The 19991-nt window shown below is 40.5% G+C and carries 13 protein-coding genes; 11 read left to right on the top strand and 2 right to left on the bottom strand.

Features of this window, described 5'->3' with window-relative positions; genetic code table 11:
• Positions 1–4 precede the first annotated feature (4 nt).
• From BVH02_RS03680 to selD, 9 genes are all read left to right on the top strand, one after another.
• A complete protein-coding gene (locus tag BVH02_RS03680) occupies positions 5–1255 on the top strand; it encodes a glycosyltransferase (protein WP_317045411.1) in 1251 nt (416 codons plus the stop codon).
• A complete protein-coding gene (locus BVH02_RS03685; RefSeq protein ID WP_086499064.1) occupies positions 1246–1857 on the top strand; it encodes an RNA polymerase sigma factor in 612 nt (203 codons plus the stop codon). The genes BVH02_RS03680 and BVH02_RS03685 overlap by 10 nt, the downstream gene beginning before the upstream one ends.
• Positions 1857–2501, top strand: a complete 645-nt coding sequence (gene rsmG, locus BVH02_RS03690) for a 16S rRNA (guanine(527)-N(7))-methyltransferase RsmG (RefSeq protein WP_086499065.1) — start codon at positions 1857–1859, stop codon at positions 2499–2501. Before BVH02_RS03685 ends, rsmG begins: the two co-directional genes overlap by 1 nt.
• A gap of 679 nt (positions 2502–3180) precedes the next feature.
• Entirely contained in the window at positions 3181–5997 is a 2817-nt protein-coding gene (locus BVH02_RS03695) for an outer membrane beta-barrel protein (protein ID WP_086499067.1), read from the top strand.
• 300 nt (positions 5998–6297) lie between these two features.
• Complete coding sequence (locus BVH02_RS03700; RefSeq protein WP_086499068.1) at positions 6298–7041, top strand: GLPGLI family protein; 744 nt, start codon at positions 6298–6300, stop codon at positions 7039–7041.
• A gap of 452 nt (positions 7042–7493) precedes the next feature.
• Positions 7494–11780 (top strand): DNA polymerase III subunit alpha, encoded by a 4287-nt coding sequence (dnaE, locus tag BVH02_RS03705; protein WP_086499070.1) that lies wholly within the window; start codon positions 7494–7496, stop codon positions 11778–11780.
• Positions 11781–12018: 238 nt separating this feature from the next.
• Entirely contained in the window at positions 12019–12339 is a 321-nt protein-coding gene (gene trxA / locus BVH02_RS03710) for a thioredoxin (RefSeq protein ID WP_086499071.1), read from the top strand.
• A gap of 66 nt (positions 12340–12405) precedes the next feature.
• Positions 12406–13452, top strand: a complete 1047-nt coding sequence (gene mnmH, locus BVH02_RS03715) for a tRNA 2-selenouridine(34) synthase MnmH (RefSeq protein ID WP_086499073.1) — start codon at positions 12406–12408, stop codon at positions 13450–13452.
• A complete protein-coding gene (selD, locus tag BVH02_RS03720) occupies positions 13433–14476 on the top strand; it encodes a selenide, water dikinase SelD (RefSeq protein WP_086499075.1) in 1044 nt (347 codons plus the stop codon). Before mnmH ends, selD begins: the two co-directional genes overlap by 20 nt.
• Positions 14477–14673: 197 nt before the next feature.
• Here the strand turns inward: selD and BVH02_RS21550 are convergent, their stop codons facing one another.
• Together BVH02_RS21550 and BVH02_RS03725 are read right to left on the bottom strand one after the other, a co-directional pair.
• Positions 14674–14844, bottom strand: coding sequence for a hypothetical protein (locus BVH02_RS21550; protein WP_169712832.1), 171 nt, complete (start codon positions 14842–14844; stop codon positions 14674–14676).
• A gap of 71 nt (positions 14845–14915) precedes the next feature.
• The gene (locus BVH02_RS03725) at positions 14916–17438 is read right to left on the bottom strand and encodes a lamin tail domain-containing protein (RefSeq protein WP_086499077.1); all 2523 of its coding nucleotides are present in this window, start codon (positions 17436–17438) and stop codon (positions 14916–14918) included.
• Positions 17439–17731: 293 nt separating this feature from the next.
• On the opposite strand from BVH02_RS03725, the gene BVH02_RS03730 reads away from it, so the two are divergent.
• Complete coding sequence (locus tag BVH02_RS03730; protein WP_086499079.1) at positions 17732–18721, top strand: aspartate-semialdehyde dehydrogenase; 990 nt, start codon at positions 17732–17734, stop codon at positions 18719–18721.
• Positions 18721–19947: a THUMP-like domain-containing protein gene (locus tag BVH02_RS03735; protein ID WP_086499081.1), complete on the top strand. Its 1227-nt coding sequence runs from the start codon at positions 18721–18723 to the stop codon at positions 19945–19947. The genes BVH02_RS03730 and BVH02_RS03735 overlap by 1 nt, the downstream gene beginning before the upstream one ends.
• The last annotated feature ends 44 nt before the right edge of the window (positions 19948–19991 follow it).

Genomic DNA, 19991 nt, shown 5'->3' on the forward strand with positions numbered 1-19991 from the left:
GCTAATGGGTTGCTGGAGAGGCATTCTACAGATTGTATCATTCAGCCCACAAAAATATACGCTTATTCTTAAATGGTTTGCTGAATTTGATTTTATATTTGCTCAGCAAAAACGACCTATGGGCCTATTTCTACTTTGGTTTTTCTTCGGAATTGGGATACTTGTCCAAGTTATATACCTCTTGGTTATTTTTGGAAAAACGGCCTTTTACACTGGTAGTAAATCTAAATCTTCTTCGGAAAACGAAGAAGGTGTGACTGTGGTGATTTGTGCTCACAACGAATTCTCGAATCTCAAAACGCTCATCCCTAAGCTTTTCGAACAAGATTACCCGCTCTTCGATGTCATGGTAGTCAATGATCGATCCTCGGATAGCACCAGGAGACTGCTGGAGAAAATGATGGAGAGTTTCCCCAAACTTCGTTCCGTCACGATCAAATATACACCTCCTCACGTCACTGCTAAGAAGTTTGCACTCACCTTGGGGATCAAAGTAGCTAAACATGATGTCATGCTGCTTACGGATGCAGATTGCTTACCAGAATCGGATCAATGGATCAGAAAAATGACTGAACCCATACGAAATCAAGGAAAAACTTTCGCAGTGGGATTCTCAGGATATGAGCAAAAACCTGGTTTCTTGAACAATTGGATTCAGTTTGAGACATTGTTGACAGCACTGTATTATATGTCATTTGGACTTTGGAAACGTCCTTTTATGGCTGTGGGCAGAAATCTCAGCTATCGTAGGAGCTTCTTTATGGACGTGAAAGCCTTTAAAAACCTTTGGCATATAGAAGGTGGTGACGATGATCTTTTTGTCAATCTATATACGAATGGACGGAATACTGAGATTGTGTTGGACCCTGAGGCAAACACAATTTCAAAACCTAAAGAAAACCGGAAGGATTATTTTATTCAGAAGAAAAGGCATCTACATGCTGGAAAACACTACGATGGAGAGGATAAGAGAAAGATTGGATTATACTCCTTTTCGCATGCATTATTTTGGCTTGCGGGGATAGGTTTGCTTATTTACGTCGGTTTAGACCAAAGCTGGGAACATTTTTGCGTTGTTTTTGGTATTATCGTTCTGAGGTCTGTTCTTATTACGCTTATATTCAAAGCAGCAGAGAAAAAGATCCAAGGAACTAAACCACCAAAAAATATCTGGATACTTGACTTCTTGTATTTAGGTTACTTTTGGATTTTAGGGACTATTTCCCACCAGGCAAAAGATATCCAATGGAAATAAACGAACGTGGTTTTTCTAAGAAAGCACTCGAAGACTTTGAGCTGATCGATCAGGCTGTACAGCATGAAGATCAGCAGGCGTACGCATCCCTGATGAAGCGCTACAAAAAAGCCGTTTATTACATGATCTTAAAAATGATCCGAGATGCAGACGATGCGGAAGATCTTACGATGGAAGCATTTGCCAAAGCATTCAAAAACCTACATCGCTTTAAAAAAGATTATACTTTTTCCACTTGGTTATTCCGTATTGCTACCAATAACACCATTGATTTTATCCGAAAAAAGAGACTTAAAACTATGAGTCTAAATACGACCATGTCTGATGATGGAGGCAACTCTGTAACAATAGACGTGCAGGATGATGACAATAATCCGCAGGATGAGTTCATACGTACCCAGCGGATAGAAATGGTGAGAATCTTCGTGGACAAACTGCCTGCGAAATACCGCAAACTTGTTCAACTACGATATTTCGACGAGCTTTCTTACGAGGAGATTGCCAAAGAACTTGAAAAACCACTAGGAACTGTGAAAGCACAACTTCACAGATCCCGAGAATTACTTTACGAAATTGCCGCTGGCAAACAAAAACACATTTAATGAACTCAGGCACTCAGCTAATCCAGTCTTATTTCCCCGACCTTACAGATGGGCAGCTCGCACAGTTCGACCAACTCCAAGAAATCTACGATGATTGGAATTCCAAAATCAATGTGATTAGTCGCAAGGATATGGAGCACTTCTATCTGCATCATGTATTGCACTCCCTTGGCATAGTAAAAGTAATGCCATTTGTACCAGATACGAAGATTCTGGACATCGGAACTGGGGGTGGATTTCCAGGAATTCCTTTGGCGATCATGTTTCCAGAGACACATTTTCATTTGGTAGATTCTATCGGGAAAAAGATTACGGTTGTAAAGGATGTGGTGAAGCAATTGAAACTTACCAATGTGGAAGCACAACAAGCAAGAGCGGAGGAATTAGTGCGTAAATATGACTTTGTCATCAGTCGTGCAGTGACACGTATGGCTACTTTTTATCCTTGGGTGAAAAATAAGATTCGCAAAGAGGATATCAACGAATACCCAAATGGCATTCTGTACTTAAAAGGCGGAGAAGTTGAAGAAGAAATGGAGGAGCTAGACAAATCTTATGTCGTATATCACTTGGAAGATTACTTCAAAGAAGAATTTTTTGAAACTAAAAAAGTGATTTTTATGCCTTGGGAGGATAAGAGGTAGATTTTTTTTGAATTTCATTATCTTAAGCCATCCACATAGTAAATGTATGTGCCAGTACTTCGACCAATCTTTATTAGCTAGGTATTATTAGATTGGTTCTTTTATACCGATTGGCATTATTGAGGTGAAGATATTTAACTGATTTTTTGTGTCACATATGTAGAAAATCGATTTTTTCAGAAATTACATATCAGAATTGAGCGTTCGTAACTTATTGACTTGTAACTATCTCACAGCTCCCCCAGTCCATTTACCTAAATAACATTCTTTAACAAATTAGTCAGATGCTTTTAATTAAAAGTTTACTATAATCGTAGTATTAAAACATTCATTAGTGTAGTAATTAGGTGATTGCGTATTTTTCATAGAAACGCACTATTTGATTAAAAGAATTTTTGGTTTTAATAAGTAGAGAACTTAATGAAGAAGAGTAAAGTAAAAAACATCTTTATCTAGAAGTTGGGGCTTTACGGTGATATATAATACAGGTGGACTAAGGGTTACAAAAATAATGTACACTCATTTTCAACTTAGCAGTACTCATTAATTGTCCATTCAATTCTGAGTCTGTCTTTTTAAATTAAGGATACTTCTCGTAGGGGTGAATTGGTAGTGATTATGGGGTGGGGAGTAGTTTTAGTCAAAGAAATTATTGTTTAAAACATAAAACTGAAAAAAAATGAAATTCCTCATTTCATGCCTTCTCCTGGCTGCCATCACTTTTACTTCGCATGCCCAATCCAAACTTACTATTCGGGGAGTGGTGAAAGACACTACCAACATCCCGCTCGACTACACCTCTGTGCTACTTCTTAGCCCAAAAGACTCGGCTTTGGTGGCATACACTCTGACTAATAAAGACGGAGAGTACCAATTCAAAAACGTAGAAAAGCAACCGTTGCTTATCAAAGCCACCTATATGGGGTACCTCCCCATCCAGAAAGAACTGGTTCTTCCCGAAACAGGGGACCTGGAAGTGGAAGAGATTCAACTGATGCCGATTTTACAGGAACTCTACGAGGTAGTGGTGAAAGCAGCCAAAGCACCCTTAATGATGCGAGGCGACACACTTGAGTACGATGCCAGCAAATTCAAAGTACCGCCTGGAGCTACCCTGGAAGAATTGCTCCGCAAGCTGCCCGGAATACAAATCGACAAGGATGGAAATATAGTTGCACAAGGGCAACAAGTACAGAAAGTAACAGTGGATGGAAGGCGTTTTTTTGGAGGAAACACCAAAATGGCCACGCAAAACTTGAATGCAGAGTCAATCAGCAAGCTTCAGCTATATGATGACAAGTCAGAACAGTCCAAGCTTACAGGGGTGGAAGATGGCGTGAAGGAAAAAACTTTAAATGTTGAGCTGAAGGAAGAAGCTAAAAAAGGAGGTTTTGGCAAGCTTTCAGCTGCAGGGGGTACAGACGGAAGATGGTCTTCAAATGCTTCTTTTAATAAATTTGACAAAGTAAACCAATTTTCAGTAATCGGCTATGGTAATAATGTCAACCAATCTGGACTGAGCTGGGATGACCTGCAGGAGTTTAAAGGGAGTAGTTCTTTCCAATTTGGCGACACTGGGGACTTTGGTTTTAATGGAAGCGGTGGAATGAATTTTATTTCATTTTCCGGTGGGGACAATGAAGAATCCTTCGAAATCCCCTTCAACAACCTCAATTCTGGCTATTCCAACAATCAAGCTATCGGCATCAATTACAATTACCTGAAGGATAAGAAGGACTTCAGTAGTAATTACTTCTATAGCCGCAGTGATCAAACGCTAGAGAGCATCAATAGCAGAACAAACTTCCTGCAGGACAATACATCTTTCACTTCCACTGACCAAAGCTTACAAAATAACATGGCAGGTCATCATCGGGTAAACCTTCGTTTTCAAAACGAACTAGACAGCGCCAACACCATTACCATTAACGCAAAAGGAAGGCTAAGCTCACTTACTACATCCTTGGCCAGCCATCAGGAGCTGATTCGCAGTAGCACGGAGCAAAGCCAAATGGACAGGAACAACCAATCGGATAAATGGTCAGGGGCTTTTCAGGGCACTGCAATTTATAGGCATAAATTCAAGAAAAACGGACGAAACTTTGCTGCAAGTATCAGTGATACGTATAGTAAGGCAGACCAAAATGGTATACAAAAATCCGTTGTAGATGTCATGAACTCAACAGACCCAAATACCTATTTCCGAAACTTGGATCAATTGAACGAGGCACTGAATGGCTCTAACCAAGTAAAGTCAAGCCTACTCTTTGTTGAACCCATCAAAAAAGTATTTTTCTGGGAGACTTTCTACAATTTCAGCCAATCAAAAAGCGAAACAAACCGAAAAGTATATGATGTGGAGGCAAGTGATACCCAAGAGCTAAATCCGGAACTCAGTCGATTTTTTGACAACACAATTACTTACAACAGATTCGGTTCCAGCATTCGATATGCTAACAAAGGCTCTAATTTAAGCGTAGGTTTGGCCGCTTCTAACTACCGATTGAATGGACAGTTTTCAGTGGTAGAAGGTAGTGAGATATTAGGCCGAGTGGATAAAAACTACATCAACTTTACCCCTAATGTGTCTTACTGGAAAACAATGAAAGGCAACAAAAATATTAACGCAAGCTATGCTATGGGCGTTTCTCCCCCAAATATCGCCGACCTACAGCCATATAAGGACATATCTAATCCATTGTATATACGGGAAGGAAATCCTGATCTAGAGCCCGAAGTATCGCATTCTTTCAATACAGGATATAGCATGTATGATCCTGCCACGTTTATAAATTTGCGGTTTTCATTCAATTCCACGTTCTATCAAAATCAAGTAGTTCAAAATCAAACCATAGACCCAGAAACTTTTGTCACTACCTACAAAGCAGGAAATGTTTCCGGGGGACAGCGTTATTACCCATATCTAGGTTTTGGTTTTCCCATCGTAAAAACCAAGGCTAACGCGTACTTATCTGCAAATCCGTCTTATTCTAAAAGCCTCTCCCTCATCAACTCAATCGAGACAGAGACCCAAACTTATAGCAATAACTTTGGGGTAAATTTAGATCTGACACCTTTAGAATGGCTCAGTCTATATACCGGGTCATCTTTCCGACTTAGCAAAACCAAATACGAACAAAATCCATCCCAAAACCAGGACATAATAAATTGGAGTGCTTATAGTAATGTAAACATAAAATTCCCCAAAGATTTTTACTTAGATGTGAAATTCAACTACAGCCGATATGAAAACGAAAGTTTTGGATTTGATCAGAAAGTACCTATCCTTAATGCATTCGTCTATAAACAAATCGGCGAGGCTAAAAAATGGGAAGTCAGGCTTTCCGCTTACGACATCTTCAAGCAAAATCAAACCATCAGCCAGTATGCAGGCCAAAATTATGTTTCCACTGGAAGGATTGAAACGCTATCAAGATATTTCCTGCTCGGAGTGACCTACAATATGCGGGGAGTAGAAGTGAAAAAATACAGATAGTATGGTACGTTGTAAAGGGGCAAGTTCAATAGTCGCAATATCACCGAGATGCAAGTCTATAAAACGGGATATTGGATTCTTCCCTTCGCTAACCGTTTGGGCATGATTACTAGTCGTCGTGATATAATTAAAACCAACATTTCAAGAAATCCATACCAACTAGTTTACCAAAAAAAAGACCGTTGCTTCCTCCCTATTCACCAAGGTATATGTAGTTAAAAAGACAGGTTTCAATGATAGAATATTTTGTAAATCCATTCCGCATATTTTGATTCACCCAATTCTTAAATCATCAAAACAATGAAATTAAAATATCTTAATACTCTTATCCTAATATTAATTTGCACAGGACTAAGAGCCCAAAATATAGTTGGTGAGGTAGAATACCGATACCGCATTTTCTATGATAAAATCTACTCCAGCCTGCCCCACATTACCCAACAGGAAAAGGACAGAATTCTACTCACTTGGAGTAATCCTGATGGCTACAGCACCCGGATGAAACTTCAGTTTTGGCCAGAAAAAAGTCTCTATACTTTTGGAGAACCCTATCAAGTGCAAAGCTACTCTTGGCAAGTAAAAGACTATTTTATTGAAAACAATTTAGAAGACCAGACCTATCTGAAATACATGGATCAGATGGGCAAAACTTACATTGTTCGTGACAGTCTAAATACTCCAAAATGGAGGGTAATGAACGAGATACGGGATATTCTGGGACACATGTGTATGAAAGCTGTGTCTGAAGACAGCATTAAAGGCCAAAAGATCACTGCTTGGTTCGCCTCAGATATTCCCGTTCCTATGGGTCCCGAAGAACAATTCGGGCTTCCAGGTTTGATTTTGGCTTATGACATCAACGACGGAATGCTCATCGTGGAAGCCGAGAAAATCACTTTTGGGGAACCGGAAGAAATCATCACCCTGCCAAAAAAACTAAAAGGAAGAGAAGTATCGGGTACTAAATATCAGGATATAGTCCGAGAGTTTATCCAATCTTCCATTGATAGCAGGCGAGCATGGATGTGGGAAATAAGATATTGAGAAGGCGGTAGAAAGCTCGAAAGTAATAAGGTTAGGAAATTGCCAGTAAATGTGCAATCTCCATAAAGTTGTAAGCTTCAAATCTTTAAAAATAAAAAGATTTGCTTAGGGGTCAGCCTATCTAAAAAGGATCTTTCATTTTTAGATAGGCGGTAAGTATATAACTCAAACTCAGGTAACACAGCATGGATAACCATCTGATCTTTCAAAGAATTTTGAATTTGTTGAGGAAAGCAAATACGTCTTTACTAATTCTGATTTTTATATGGAAATAAGCTTTCTCCTTGAAAGTACCACATAAAGGAAAATAACTTGTGCAGGTTTAAAGTTACTCTCTCATTATGGGACAAATTTAGAGCTAGATATTTCAATTTTCTCTGACAATTACCTCCACTTCCCTTGTCTCCTTTCCCAGATTAGCGGTAATTTGAAGTCTCAATTCCCCAAGCTGTATGTATTTAATTTTTGATACGGAGACCACCGGTCTTCCCCGCGATTACAATGCCCCTATGTCCGATGTGGACAACTGGCCTAGACTTGTTCAGCTGGCATGGCAACTGCATGATGCAAAGGGAAATCTGATTTCGAATCATAATTACATCATCCGTCCCGAAGGCTTTACTATCCCTTATAATGCGGAAAAAGTTCACGGAATTTCTACCAAGAGAGCTTTAGCAGAAGGTCACGACCTGAAACAGATCCTCGGAATATTTGAAGGAGACGTACAGAAAGCCACTTATTTGGTAGGCCACAATGTAGAGTTTGATGTCAATGTAACAGGGGTGGAGTATTACCGAGCAGAGGCGACGATGCCGCTGACAGCAAAGCAGCTGGATACCAAAGATATTTCTACAGAGTTCTGCGCACTTCCAGGGGGTAGAGGAGGTAAATTCAAATGGCCAACTCTTACGGAACTTCACCAGAAACTTTTTGGTAAAGGCTTCGGTGATGCTCACGATGCAGCCTACGACGTAGATGCTACGGCTCGCTGTTTCTTTGGCTTGATTACCCAAGGAGTACAAGCTCCAGAGACTGGAATTACCATCGCTGAAGTAATCTACGAAGCCCCAAAGCTGGAGGAAGCCAACTTTGCGCAAGCGAAAGACACGCAGAAAGCTGCAGCCAAAGATGTACTGAAGCAAGCTGGGAAAGCGGACATCTCAGATCTTAAAGACGTTCCTTTTACCCATCTGCACGTCCATAGTCAATATTCAGTTTTGCAAGCTACTTGTGAGATTCCTGCCATGGTTGCTCGCGCAAAAGAGTTGGGAATGCCAGCAATTGCGATGACTGATCACGGGAATATGATGGGCGCTTTCCACTTCGTGAAAGAAGCACTCGCAAAAGATGTCAAGCCGATTTTAGGCTGCGAATTCAATCTTTGCCGAGACAGAAAAAACAAATCGAATAAGGATGACGGTTACCAAACTGTTCTCCTTGCAAAAAATAAAGCTGGCTATCACAACCTAGCAAAACTAGCTTCCTACGCCAATATCGAGGGATTTTACTATTTACCCCGAATTGACAAAGAGCTTTTGGTTCAATACAAAGGTGATCTAATCGCTACTACTGGTGGGCTTTGGGGAGAGATTCCATTCTTGATTTTGAATGTCGGAGAAACTCAAGCGGAAGAAGCGTTTGTCTGGTACAAAGAGCAATTTGGCGAAGACTTCTATGTAGAACTCAATCGCCACGGCATTCCTGAAGAAGAGAAAGTAAATGAAGTTCTACTCGAACTTGCGAGGAAGTACGATGTGAAATATTTCGCAGCAAACAACTCTTACTACAGTGAGAAAACCGATGCCAAAGCGCATGATGTGTTGCTTTGCGTGAAAGACGGGGAGCTTTACGATAAACCGAAAAAGTATATTGGCAAGCGTGGTCGTGAGTTTCGCTACGGCTTCCCAAATGATGAATTCTACATCAAAACACCTGATGAGATGAAAAAGCTTTTTGCAGACATGCCAGAAGCTATTGAGTGTACGAATGAGATAACTCAGAAAATTGAGACGTATAAACTAGCACGTGAAGTACTACTTCCTGCTTTTGAAATCCCTGAACAATTCATCCATGCTGAAGATGAAGTCGATGGTGGAAAACGTGGAGAAAATGCCTACCTCAGACATTTAACATATGAAGGTGCAAAGAAACGTTATCCAGAAATCACTCCAGAAATAGAAGAACGCTTAGACTTTGAGCTAGCCACAGTAAAAAATACTGGTTATCCAGGTTACTTCTTGATTGTTCAAGACTTTATAGCAGAGGCAAGAAAAATGGGGGTTTCTGTTGGCCCAGGTCGTGGGTCGGCAGCAGGATCGGCAGTTGCATATTGTACGGGCATCACCAATATTGATCCCATCGCATATAACCTGCTTTTTGAGAGATTCTTGAATCCAGATCGAGTATCTATGCCAGATATTGACATTGACTTTGATGATGAAGGTCGTCAGTCTGTGATCGATTATGTAATCAAAAAATACGGCTCAAATCAAGTAGCGCAGATAATCACATACGGTACGATGGCAGCAAAATCTGCTATTCGAGATACCGCCAGAGTATTAAATCTCCCACTCGCAGAGGCAGGACGATTAGCCAATTTGGTGCCTGACATCAAGCTGAAAGCACTTTTTGCCTTACAGGGAAATCGCGCTGCTATCTCAGAGAAATTAAAGGGTCAAGGTGAAATGATTGCCAAGGCAGATGAATTGATTAAGATTTCCAAAGGTCAAGACGAAGCAGCCAAAACTATCCTACAAGCGACAATGCTCGAAGGATCTGTTCGAAACCTTGGAATCCACGCATGCGGTGTGATCATCACTCCTGATGATATTACTAACTATGTCCCGGTCGCATTGGCGAAAGATTCAGACATGGTATGTACGCAGTTTGACAACTCTGTGGTAGAATCTGCAGGCCTGTTGAAAATGGACTTTTTAGGTTTAAAGACACTTACGCTTATCAAAACGGCGATCAGAATTGTGAAGGAAAGGCATGGTATCGAGCTTGACGCCGATCATTTCCCTATTGATGATGTGAAGACTTATGAACTTTTCCAGCGTGGTGAGACGGTCGGTATTTTCCAGTATGAATCTGCCGGAATGCAGAAATACATGCGTGAACTTAAGCCTACTGTTTTTGCGGATTTGATTGCCATGAATGCGTTATACCGCCCAGGTCCTATCGCCTATATTCCTTCTTTTGTCAAAAGAAAACATGGAACTGAAGAGATCCAATACGATCTGGAGGACATGAAGGAATACTTAGAGGAAACCTACGGTATTACGGTTTATCAAGAGCAAGTGATGCTTTTGTCCCAAAAACTTGCAGGTTTCACCAAAGGTGAGGCGGATGTTTTGCGTAAGGCAATGGGTAAAAAGCAGAAGGACGTATTGGATAAGATGAAGCCAAAGTTTGTCGCGCAGGCTTCTGCCAAGGGTCACGATTCGAAGAAACTTTCGAAGATTTGGACTGACTGGGAAGCTTTTGCGTCCTATGCTTTTAACAAATCTCACTCAACTTGCTATGCGTGGATTGCCTATCAAACAGCCTATCTTAAAGCGCATTATCCTGCCGAATATCTTGCTTCGGTACTGAGTAACAACATGAATGATATCACGCAAGTGACATTTTTCATGGAAGAATGTAAACGCGCCGGAATCCCTGTGTTAGGTCCAGACGTGAATGAATCCAAAAATGGATTCACTGTGAATGCAGCTGGAGAAATCAGATTTGGAATGGCTGCTATCAAAGGCGCAGGTTCCGCAGCAGTGGATGCGATTATTAATGAACGGGAGAAAAATGGCCCATATAAAAACATTTTTGAGTTTGCGAAGCGCGTGAGTTCCAAGGCACTCAATAAGAAAACTATGGAAGCTCTGGCAATGGCTGGTGGTTTTGACTGCTTCCCTCAGCACCATAGAAGACAATATTTGGAGGCTGCAGACAATGATTTGAATTTAATAGAGAAGGCTACAAAATACGCTCAAAAAGTACAGCAAGAGGAAGATAGTAATCAGGTTAGTCTTTTCGGTGGAGGAGCTGGAAACATGGAAGTACCGCTTCCGACTATTGCTCCGATGGAGCCATTCACACAACTACAGCAGCTAAACATTGAAAAGGAAGTTGTCGGACTTTACATATCAGGACATCCACTTGATCAATTCCGATTAGAGATAGAATCTTTTACCAATGCTTCTTTGACTGATCTGAATGATTTGGAAGGTTTGAAAAGTAAAAGTGACATCAAGCTTGCAGGGTCAGTTTCCACTTTTGCCCACCGAACTACAAAGAATGGAAAACCATTTGGCACACTGACGCTAGAAGATTATCAAGGCGCTTTCACCTTCTTCCTATTTGGAGATGACTACGTAAAGTTCAAAGAGTACTTTATGCCAGGTTGGTTTCTATTTATCAGCGGAACCGTAGCTGGAAAACGATGGGCAGAAAATGAGCTGGAATTTAAGATCAGCAGCATTACGCTGCTCGATGAAATCCGTAGCAAGATGGTAAAAGGACTTCGAGTCAACATTGATTTGGATGATCTCACGATGGATTTAATGGAAAAACTACAGGCAATCACGGAGAAATATAAGGGAGATGCCAAGCTGTATTTTGATGTGATTGATCGAAAGGAAAATCTTGCATTGGAGCTTTTCTCCAAAAGATTTTCTATCGATCCGAGTGCAGAAATGATCAAGGACTTGAAGGCAATTCCTGAGGTAACTTACCGGGTGGTATAAATGAAAAAGACTGTTATGTAGTTGACGATAACCAACGTTGAAACACGTCAAGTTTTGAGCTAATTGTGAAAGTTTTTGCTTACAGTAAATTTGAATAAGATCAGAAATTATAATAAGACATCCATCGATTTTGTCAATCGATCATAATCAAAAAAATTATTCCAATCGGAACTTATTAATCTTCAATTCCCTTTCTGTTTTATATTTGAAAAATAAGAAACTTTAAACTAAACATACAATGGGAAAAGCGATAGAAATTACCGACGCTAACTTTGAAGAAATTATCAAATCTGAGCTACCAATCCTAGTTGACTTCTGGGCAGAATGGTGCGGTCCATGTAAAATGATCGGGCCAGTAGTGGAAGAACTTGCTGGCGATTACGAAGGAAAAGCTGTAATCGGCAAAGTGGACGTGGATGCAAATCCAGCTGTTGCTCAAGCTTTCGGCATCAGATCTATCCCTACGCTTCTTTTCTTCAAAGGTGGCGAGGTTGTAGACAAACAAGTTGGAGCAGTTCCAAAATCTGTTTTGGCACAAAAAATAGATGCTCAGCTTTAATAGTTGACTCAATAATATCTCAAAGCCGCAAGAATTTACTTGCGGCTTTTTTTATCTTCAAACCTTATGGCAGAGCAATTAATTTCTTTAGATGATTTTTGGAGCTTGCGTGATCAGCTTCCAATGATCGATGCACGAAGTGAAAGTGAATTTGCTCAAAGTAATATTCCAGGCTCATACAATTTCCCAATTCTCAATGATGAAGAAAGAATTGTTGTCGGTACACTTTACAAAGAAAAAGGCTCGGAAGAAGCCACATTAAAAGGTTTTGAATTAGTTGGACCTAGATTTCATCTAATTCTTAAAGCGGTTTTACGGAAATTTCCTGATAAGAAGATTATCGTGTATTGCTGGCGAGGCGGGATGCGTAGTCAGATACTCTCTTGGCTTCTTACCATGGTTGGTTTTGAAGTTTACCGTTTAACAGGTGGTTATAAAACTTATAGAACTTTTACTTTTAATTCTGTCCGGAAGCAAAGGAGTCTTCTTATCCTCGGCGGAAAGACTGGTACAGGGAAAACCCGACTTTTAAAAGAATTGCAGGTAAGAGGCGAGCAAATAATCGATTTGGAAGGCTTGGCTAATCACAAAGGATCTTCCTTTGGATCCATCGGCCAGCAACCTCAGCCAACTGTTGAACAATTTGAAAATCTCTTTGCAGAAGAACTACGCCAATTAGATGCAAGCCTACCTATCTGGGTAGAAAATGAAAGCAAAAAAATCGGCAGAACCATTCTACCTCAAGAGTTCTATCATCAGATGCTTGCTGCACCACTCATAGATATCCTTAAGACGGAGCAAGAAAGAATTGCGCTAATAGCCGAGGAATATGCCATTTTACCCAATGATGAATTAATCATGGCAGTTTTACGCCTAAAGAAGCGACTTGGGGGGCTTAGAACATCCCAAGCTATAGAAGCAATAGTTGATGGTAATCACGAAGCCTGGATCTCGAACATGCTCATTTACTATGACAAGGCGTATTCTTTTGACTTGGAAAAACATGCATTAGGAAGAACAATCCAGCTAAATCTCTGTGGTATAGACACAGAAACATCTATTAAAAAACTACTCGAAGCAAAAACACATTTATATGGAAAACGCACCAACTAGACTGACTGAATGGAGTGAAGGCTCTGGCTGCGGCTGCAAAATCGCTCCCGCAATTCTTGACCAAATTTTAACTTCAAGCGGATCGTTCACCCAAAGTGACCCAAATTTATTGGTGGGAAATTCAGGAAAAGATGACGCGGCAGTCTATCAGGTTTCAGAAGATCTAGCAGTGATCAATACGGTAGATTTTTTCACTCCTATTGTGGATGATCCATTTGACTTTGGTAGAATTGCTGCTGCAAATGCACTTTCGGATGTCTATGCTATGGGTGGAAAGCCAATTTTCGCCAATGCTATTCTTAGCTGGCCAGTAGAAAAGCTTGCACCTGAGCTCGCTGCCAAAGTCATGGAAGGGGCAAAATCAATATGTAAAGCTGCAGGAATTGAACTAGCAGGTGGGCATTCTATCGCAGCCAAGGACCCTATCTTTGGTTTATCTGTAAATGGTATTGTCCATCCGCTTAAAATAAAAACAAATAGCGGCGCGAAACCTCGGGACATCATTTACCTCACCAAGCAGCTAGGTGTAGGAGTACTTGCGACAGCCTTGAAGCGACAGAAAATTTCTGACAAGGATTATGTCAGTTTATTGGATACGGCTTGTAGATTGAATTCCATCGGAGAAATTATAGGCAATCACGAAGAAGTACATGCCATGACAGATGTCACTGGATTCGGATTACTAGGTCACTTGATTGAAATGTGCGAAGGAGCTGGACTTTCTGCAGAGATTGATCTTTTCAAACTTCCGATGATAGCAGGTGTCCAAGAATATATCAACCAATTTATTTTTCCTGACAATACTTACCGTAACTGGAATGCCTACAGTGCAAAAACAAAAGGTGTGTTGGGAATGGATCTGGTCAAACTCTGTGATCCACAGACCAGCGGTGGATTAATGCTTGCAGTAGATCCAGCAAACCAGGATTGGTTTGAAGAGGCTATGAAGCAGCATAGTCAAGTGATTTGGGAAATCGGAAGATTTAAAGACAAAGATGAATTTGTGGTCGAAATCCTGCAATAAATATGCGGGCTTATAATTTCATTCGACTACATACACGCTGACACACAGTTTATTCTTCTAATTGTATCTATTAAATTGATTCTCAACCTAATGCCAGCATTTTAAGGATAGAACATCAGAACAATGGAAGGACACGTCTTAATTACAGTGAGGGGTTGAATAGCCATTTTCTCTATATTCAAAGCATAAAAAAACCGTCATGCGACGGCTTTTTCTTCTTGTATCAATTTCTTTAATCGATCTTCGAGCAACAAAATATCTGTATCAATTCGATATTTCATATTTAAATACTGGGAAACCTCTTTGAGATCTTTGCCATTCTGCAAGTGAATCGTCTGCAAGGCCTGGGTGATTAGGTCTTTTTCCATGGGTTTGGGGTATTATGAGCTATAAGATACTAATTTTTGCTGTTTAACCTCATAATTAAGCATAAATAAAATTAAAGCTTTGTTGCGATTACTATGGTTTTGCGAATTGTCCTCACCTGACCAGACAGATCATAGAGTTCCACCATCAAAACATAATACCCTGGTCTCAAGACTTTTCCTTGCTGATCAGTACCTGTCCAGGTAAATAAACCAGATGCACCAAGTATCTCGTTTTGAGCAAGCACCTGAACCAACTGACCCGTGGTAGAATAAATCCTAAAACTCCCTACCCATCCAAGTTGATCAAGCTCATAGCGAATACTTGTAAATGTATTTCCGCTACTTCCTTCGGGATCAAAAACTTCCGGCTCTATCTGTATCAAATCACCTTCAAATTCACCAGAAATTACCTGTGAATTCTTTCGGCCTGGAGTCGCATATTCTTCAATCGCTGAGGCCGAATGCCAATTTGCGGATAAAGAAGCAGGTGAGTCGATAGATAGTCGCTCCAAAGAAACTCCCTTCGGATCTCTCAGTAAAGGATGGTGAAGCTCTTCAGAGTAAGTAAATGAGTCCGCAACTCTTCCCGCAGAATCCAATAAAACTACTGTTTGTCCAGCTATTGGATAACTGGGAAGAGTAGCAATTTTGAAAAATTGCCCAAATACTGACTTAGGAAAGTCAGATTTTAGCATATCTGGATTGGTAGTGATAGCCAAAAAATTCTTTGGTCCGAGAATCAAAGAATTTGTACCTAGCTGCTTCACTTGGTCTATTCCTACAGCATCATTAAGATTTGCTAGTTTCCAATACCTAATTTCAAGGTAGTTATCCGTCAAATTGATCAACTCTACAAACTTTGGCGACCCCGTCTTGGGATTAAATAGCAGTTCGTTTATTAATACATCTCCCACCCTAGCTTGTACAGGCAATACAAGTTTCATGGGCTCCGTTTGCACATAATCATTCCCTGAGCAATCCGTCAAACCTTTTATGCCTAGTTTATATAGTGTATTAGCCAATACTTCATCTACAAAAAGAAGCTGGATTTGTTTAGAACTAATCGCTACAACAGAATCAATTACTAAAGTTGGTTGAAACTCGAAGTTCGATTGGTTAAATCCAGCCAATATCGGCTTTGAAAATGTTAGCAGGAGACTTTTAGGCGTACTGAATTCAGATGAAATGAGAGTTGGTGGACTTTTATCAGTTGTTACATCAAACACGGAATTTTGCCGACCTGGAGTTCCACGGACTGGATCTATCGAATGTTTGAGCGCTTCACTTTGATCGCAGGCATAAAATGGATTGGCAACCTCTAAACTATATCCTCCATTGGCAAATTCGCTACCTCCCCAACTGCTAGTTGAATAGGATATTTGATCAATAATTTTACCTTGATCATCTTTTAGACTAAGTTGGTCCCCAGCATTCAAAAGAGTAGGCCAATTTTTTACCGGGATTACTTTTCCATAATTCTTAAGTAGTGTTGCTTGATTTTCAGAGGCTAGAATCAACAACTCTCCTGGCTGAATCCATTCGTCTTTGAAAATAACTGTTGATCTAGAATTTGAATAACTTATACCATTCAGCCGAACCGCATACTCTCCTGCATGAAAGACCTCCACGTATTCCACATTTGGCAAATCTAGATCAGCTTTCGGAGCAGGCATTATTTCATTAATTACCAGAGTTTTGGGAGGGATAAATGTGGGGTCAAAAAACTGAAAGGATATCAGCGTATCCTGTATAAAATTCCCTGCTAAATCTGGGATTTGTGAAACTTGTAACTCGTATATTTTCTCAGGTACTAACTTTTCCTCAAAACTTAAATACACCAAAGAATCCGACTTCCTAATTACAAGTGAAGGCTCCACCCCATCCAACTTATAATTGAAGAGAAACTCAGAAAATACGGGATCTATTGCTTCATCAAATTGTATTTCTAATTTGTTTTCATCAAAACCCCGAACCATGTTGACATTTGGCGCTTTTCCATCCATGACAATTTCCCCAAACTCAAAATCATCCAGCAGCCATTTGGCGCAAGTGCCAGAGCCGGGGCCGTAACGGATTTCTATCATTAGAAAAACTTCGGCTATACCTTGGTATTCTTCAGGCAATTCCAACTCAAAAAATCGGAATTCTTGGTCCTCATTCGCAAATTCATATACGCCACCTAGAATTTCCCGGACTGAAAAACTTCCCGCCAAACTTTTCCCCCAACGATAAAAAACCTGAGCAGGCCTATTTCCTGAGCCATTTTTGACTGATTTAGCCCAAAAACGCACTTTCGGATCATTCATCTCTCCAGGTGAAAGACTGATGACTAGCTCACCATCAAAAGTCGAAATCGGAAGAACTGCTAGGGCCTTGCTCCCATTTCTACCAAGTCCATTTGCCTGAAAGATTCGCGAAGAACTCGCCCGAATTTCATTCCCGAACCAATCGGGTAAAAACTCATTCGGATAATTTTGAATAGTAAATGGACCTTCGAAATTCTGAATCTGAACTCTGCCCTCAGACTGTTTTTCTCCGCTCTCTGTGAAAACAGTGAAAAAGATTAATTGCCAAATAAAAAATAAGCCAATCATACACTTGTCAATTAAAAAGTCAAGACTAAATATAATTATCAAAATGATCACAAACCACGACTTATATTGAGATTTATCCCTTTATAAGTAAAATATTTGAAAGACAAGTCTGAAAATGAATTAGTAGCCCTTACTTTTGTGCTTCAAAAATTATCAACATCTCTTTGATTTTTTTTGAAATCAAGCCTGCCTGTGGCAGACAGGCATGACTAAAACGTAAATCTGGGGATGTCCCAATAATTATCGGGTTATCATGGGAGATTCCATAGGCCTTTGAAAAACTTTATTAACATATGAAATTAGCAGTGGTAGGAGCTACCGGTTTGGTCGGCTCAGAAATCCTAGAGGTGCTAGCAGAGCACAATTTTCCTTTTGACGAACTTCTATTAGTCGCCAGCGAGCGATCTGTAGGTAAACAGATTGACTATAAGGGCAAACCTTACACTGTCATCGGACTTGAAGAAGCTGTTTCATTGAAACCAGAAGTAGCTATATTTTCTGCAGGTGGTAGCACTTCAACAGAATGGGCTCCAAAATTCGCTGAAGTCGGCACAATTGTAATTGACAATTCTTCCGCTTGGAGAATGGACGAGACCAAAAAATTGGTGGTTCCTGAGATCAATGGCAAAGAATTAACCAAGGAAGATAAGATCATCGCCAATCCTAACTGCTCTACTATCCAAATGGTACTCGCATTAGCTCCTTTGCGCGAGCGCTACGGCATCAAAAGAGTAGTAGTGTCCACTTACCAGTCCGTAACAGGATCGGGCAAGGCAGCAGTGGATCAGATGATGGCTGAACGTGCTGGAGAAATGGCAGAAATGGTCTATCCTCACAAAATTGATATGAATGTACTTCCTCACATTGATGTGTTCCAGGAAAATGGCTACACCAAGGAGGAAATGAAGATGATCAAAGAGACGAAGAAAATCTTCAACGACAATACAATCCAAGTAACCGCGACCACGGTGAGAGTCCCAACTATGGGAGGTCATTCTGAATCGGTTAACGTGGAGTTCAATCAAGACTTTGATTTGGCGGAAGTGCGTGAATTATTAGCAGCTGCCCCTGGCGTGATTGTACAGGATGACCCGGCTAATAACATTTACCCAATGCCGATCAATGCACATAAAAAAGACGAGGTATTCGTAGGTCGTTTGAGAAGAGATGAGTCTCAGCCAAACACCCTAAATATGTGGATTGTAGCAGATAACCTGAGAAAAGGTGCTGCAACCAATGCCGTACAAATCGCAGAGTACGCGCTTGCAAACGGATTATTTTAATGGATTTGACCCAGTTTCATAGGGCCGACTTCCAACAATTTGTGCAGGATCATCTTAAAGAAGATCCTGCACTTTTACTTTTTAGGTATCTGGGAAAAACAGATTTTGACCTGAAAGATGCTGTGCAACAAATCTCTGCTCGACAAAAAGCAGCCAAAAAACTCCCTTCTTGGGCATCCAATCCGCAATTAATTTTTCCGGCCTCCATTTCTTTGGAGCAAAGCTCATCTGAGCAAACAGCAGAATTCAAAGCTAGAGACAGAAAAGGAAAACTCATGATAGACCTCACTGGAGGCTTCGGAGTAGATTTTTTTTACATGAGCCAAGGCTTTGAAACGGGGATTTATTGCGAAAAGCAACCTGAACTTTTCCAGATTTCTAAGTATAATTTGGAGCTATTGAAACCCTCCAAGGGTTCGGAACGCTTGGAGGGTTCAACTAGAAAGCTCGAGTTTGTCGAGGGAGATGGGTTAGATTTTTTGGAAAAAACAAACCTGCACTATGAACTAATCTACGCCGATCCGGCGCGCAGGGGAAAAGGCAATCAGAAGTTATACAAACTTCAGGATTGTGAGCCCGATGTGGTCAGTTCTTGGGAAATGATGAAAAGTAAAACCGATTCAATCTTGCTGAAAGTATCGCCAATGCTCGATATCTCCCAGGCGCTTACTGAACTTCCTGACATACAGAAAGTGCAGGTAGTCTCGATGAAAAATGAGGTGAAAGAATTGCTCTTATATTGGAGCAAAGGAGGAGTCGAATCTCCTTTAAGCATAGAAGCTTTAGATTTAGGAGCGAAAGAAACCAGTTTTTCATTTGAACCCAGTGAGGAAGAAAATATCTCCTCTACAATAGGAGAAGTGGGCAATTACTTAATTGAGCCTTTTTCAGGAATATTGAAAGCTGGAGCATTTAAGACTTTTGGAGAGCGATTTAATTTGAGAAAACTAGACCCAAATAGCCATTTGTACACTTCATCAGAGGCTCCTTCCGGAATTCCAGCTAGAGTATTCAAAGTAATTCAAGAAGTGCAGCCTAAGAAAGCTGAAATCAAAAAACTATTTCCTGCTGGGAAGGTGAATGTGATCACAAGGAATTATGCAACAGGATCAGAAGCACTGAAGAAAAAACTAAGCGTTAAAGACGGTGGAGATGACTTTTTGATTGGGACAAAAACGCAGAGTGGATTTAAGGTCTTCTGGAGTAAGCTGGCAAAGTGCGAGTAGACGGATTGGAATTCTACGATAGAGATTTGAGATTACAAATTCCG

The sequence above is a fragment of the Algoriphagus ratkowskyi genome (assembly GCF_002150505.1).
Lineage (GTDB): Bacteria > Bacteroidota > Bacteroidia > Cytophagales > Cyclobacteriaceae > Algoriphagus > Algoriphagus ratkowskyi.

Coding starts and splice junctions, on each gene's coding strand:
- BVH02_RS03725 (WP_086499077.1), bottom strand. CDS start 17,438: ATGATTGGCTTATTTTTTATTTGGCAATTAATCTTTTTCACTGTTTTC.
- BVH02_RS03730 (WP_086499079.1), top strand. CDS start 17,732: ATGAAATTAGCAGTGGTAGGAGCTACCGGTTTGGTCGGCTCAGAAATC.
- BVH02_RS03680 (WP_317045411.1), top strand. CDS start 5: ATGGGTTGCTGGAGAGGCATTCTACAGATTGTATCATTCAGCCCACAA.
- selD (WP_086499075.1), top strand. CDS start 13,433: ATGGAAAACGCACCAACTAGACTGACTGAATGGAGTGAAGGCTCTGGC.
- rsmG (WP_086499065.1), top strand. CDS start 1,857: ATGAACTCAGGCACTCAGCTAATCCAGTCTTATTTCCCCGACCTTACA.
- dnaE (WP_086499070.1), top strand. CDS start 7,494: ATGTATTTAATTTTTGATACGGAGACCACCGGTCTTCCCCGCGATTAC.
- BVH02_RS03695 (WP_086499067.1), top strand. CDS start 3,181: ATGAAATTCCTCATTTCATGCCTTCTCCTGGCTGCCATCACTTTTACT.
- mnmH (WP_086499073.1), top strand. CDS start 12,406: ATGGCAGAGCAATTAATTTCTTTAGATGATTTTTGGAGCTTGCGTGAT.
- BVH02_RS03735 (WP_086499081.1), top strand. CDS start 18,721: ATGGATTTGACCCAGTTTCATAGGGCCGACTTCCAACAATTTGTGCAG.
- BVH02_RS21550 (WP_169712832.1), bottom strand. CDS start 14,844: ATGGAAAAAGACCTAATCACCCAGGCCTTGCAGACGATTCACTTGCAG.
- trxA (WP_086499071.1), top strand. CDS start 12,019: ATGGGAAAAGCGATAGAAATTACCGACGCTAACTTTGAAGAAATTATC.
- BVH02_RS03700 (WP_086499068.1), top strand. CDS start 6,298: ATGAAATTAAAATATCTTAATACTCTTATCCTAATATTAATTTGCACA.
- BVH02_RS03685 (WP_086499064.1), top strand. CDS start 1,246: ATGGAAATAAACGAACGTGGTTTTTCTAAGAAAGCACTCGAAGACTTT.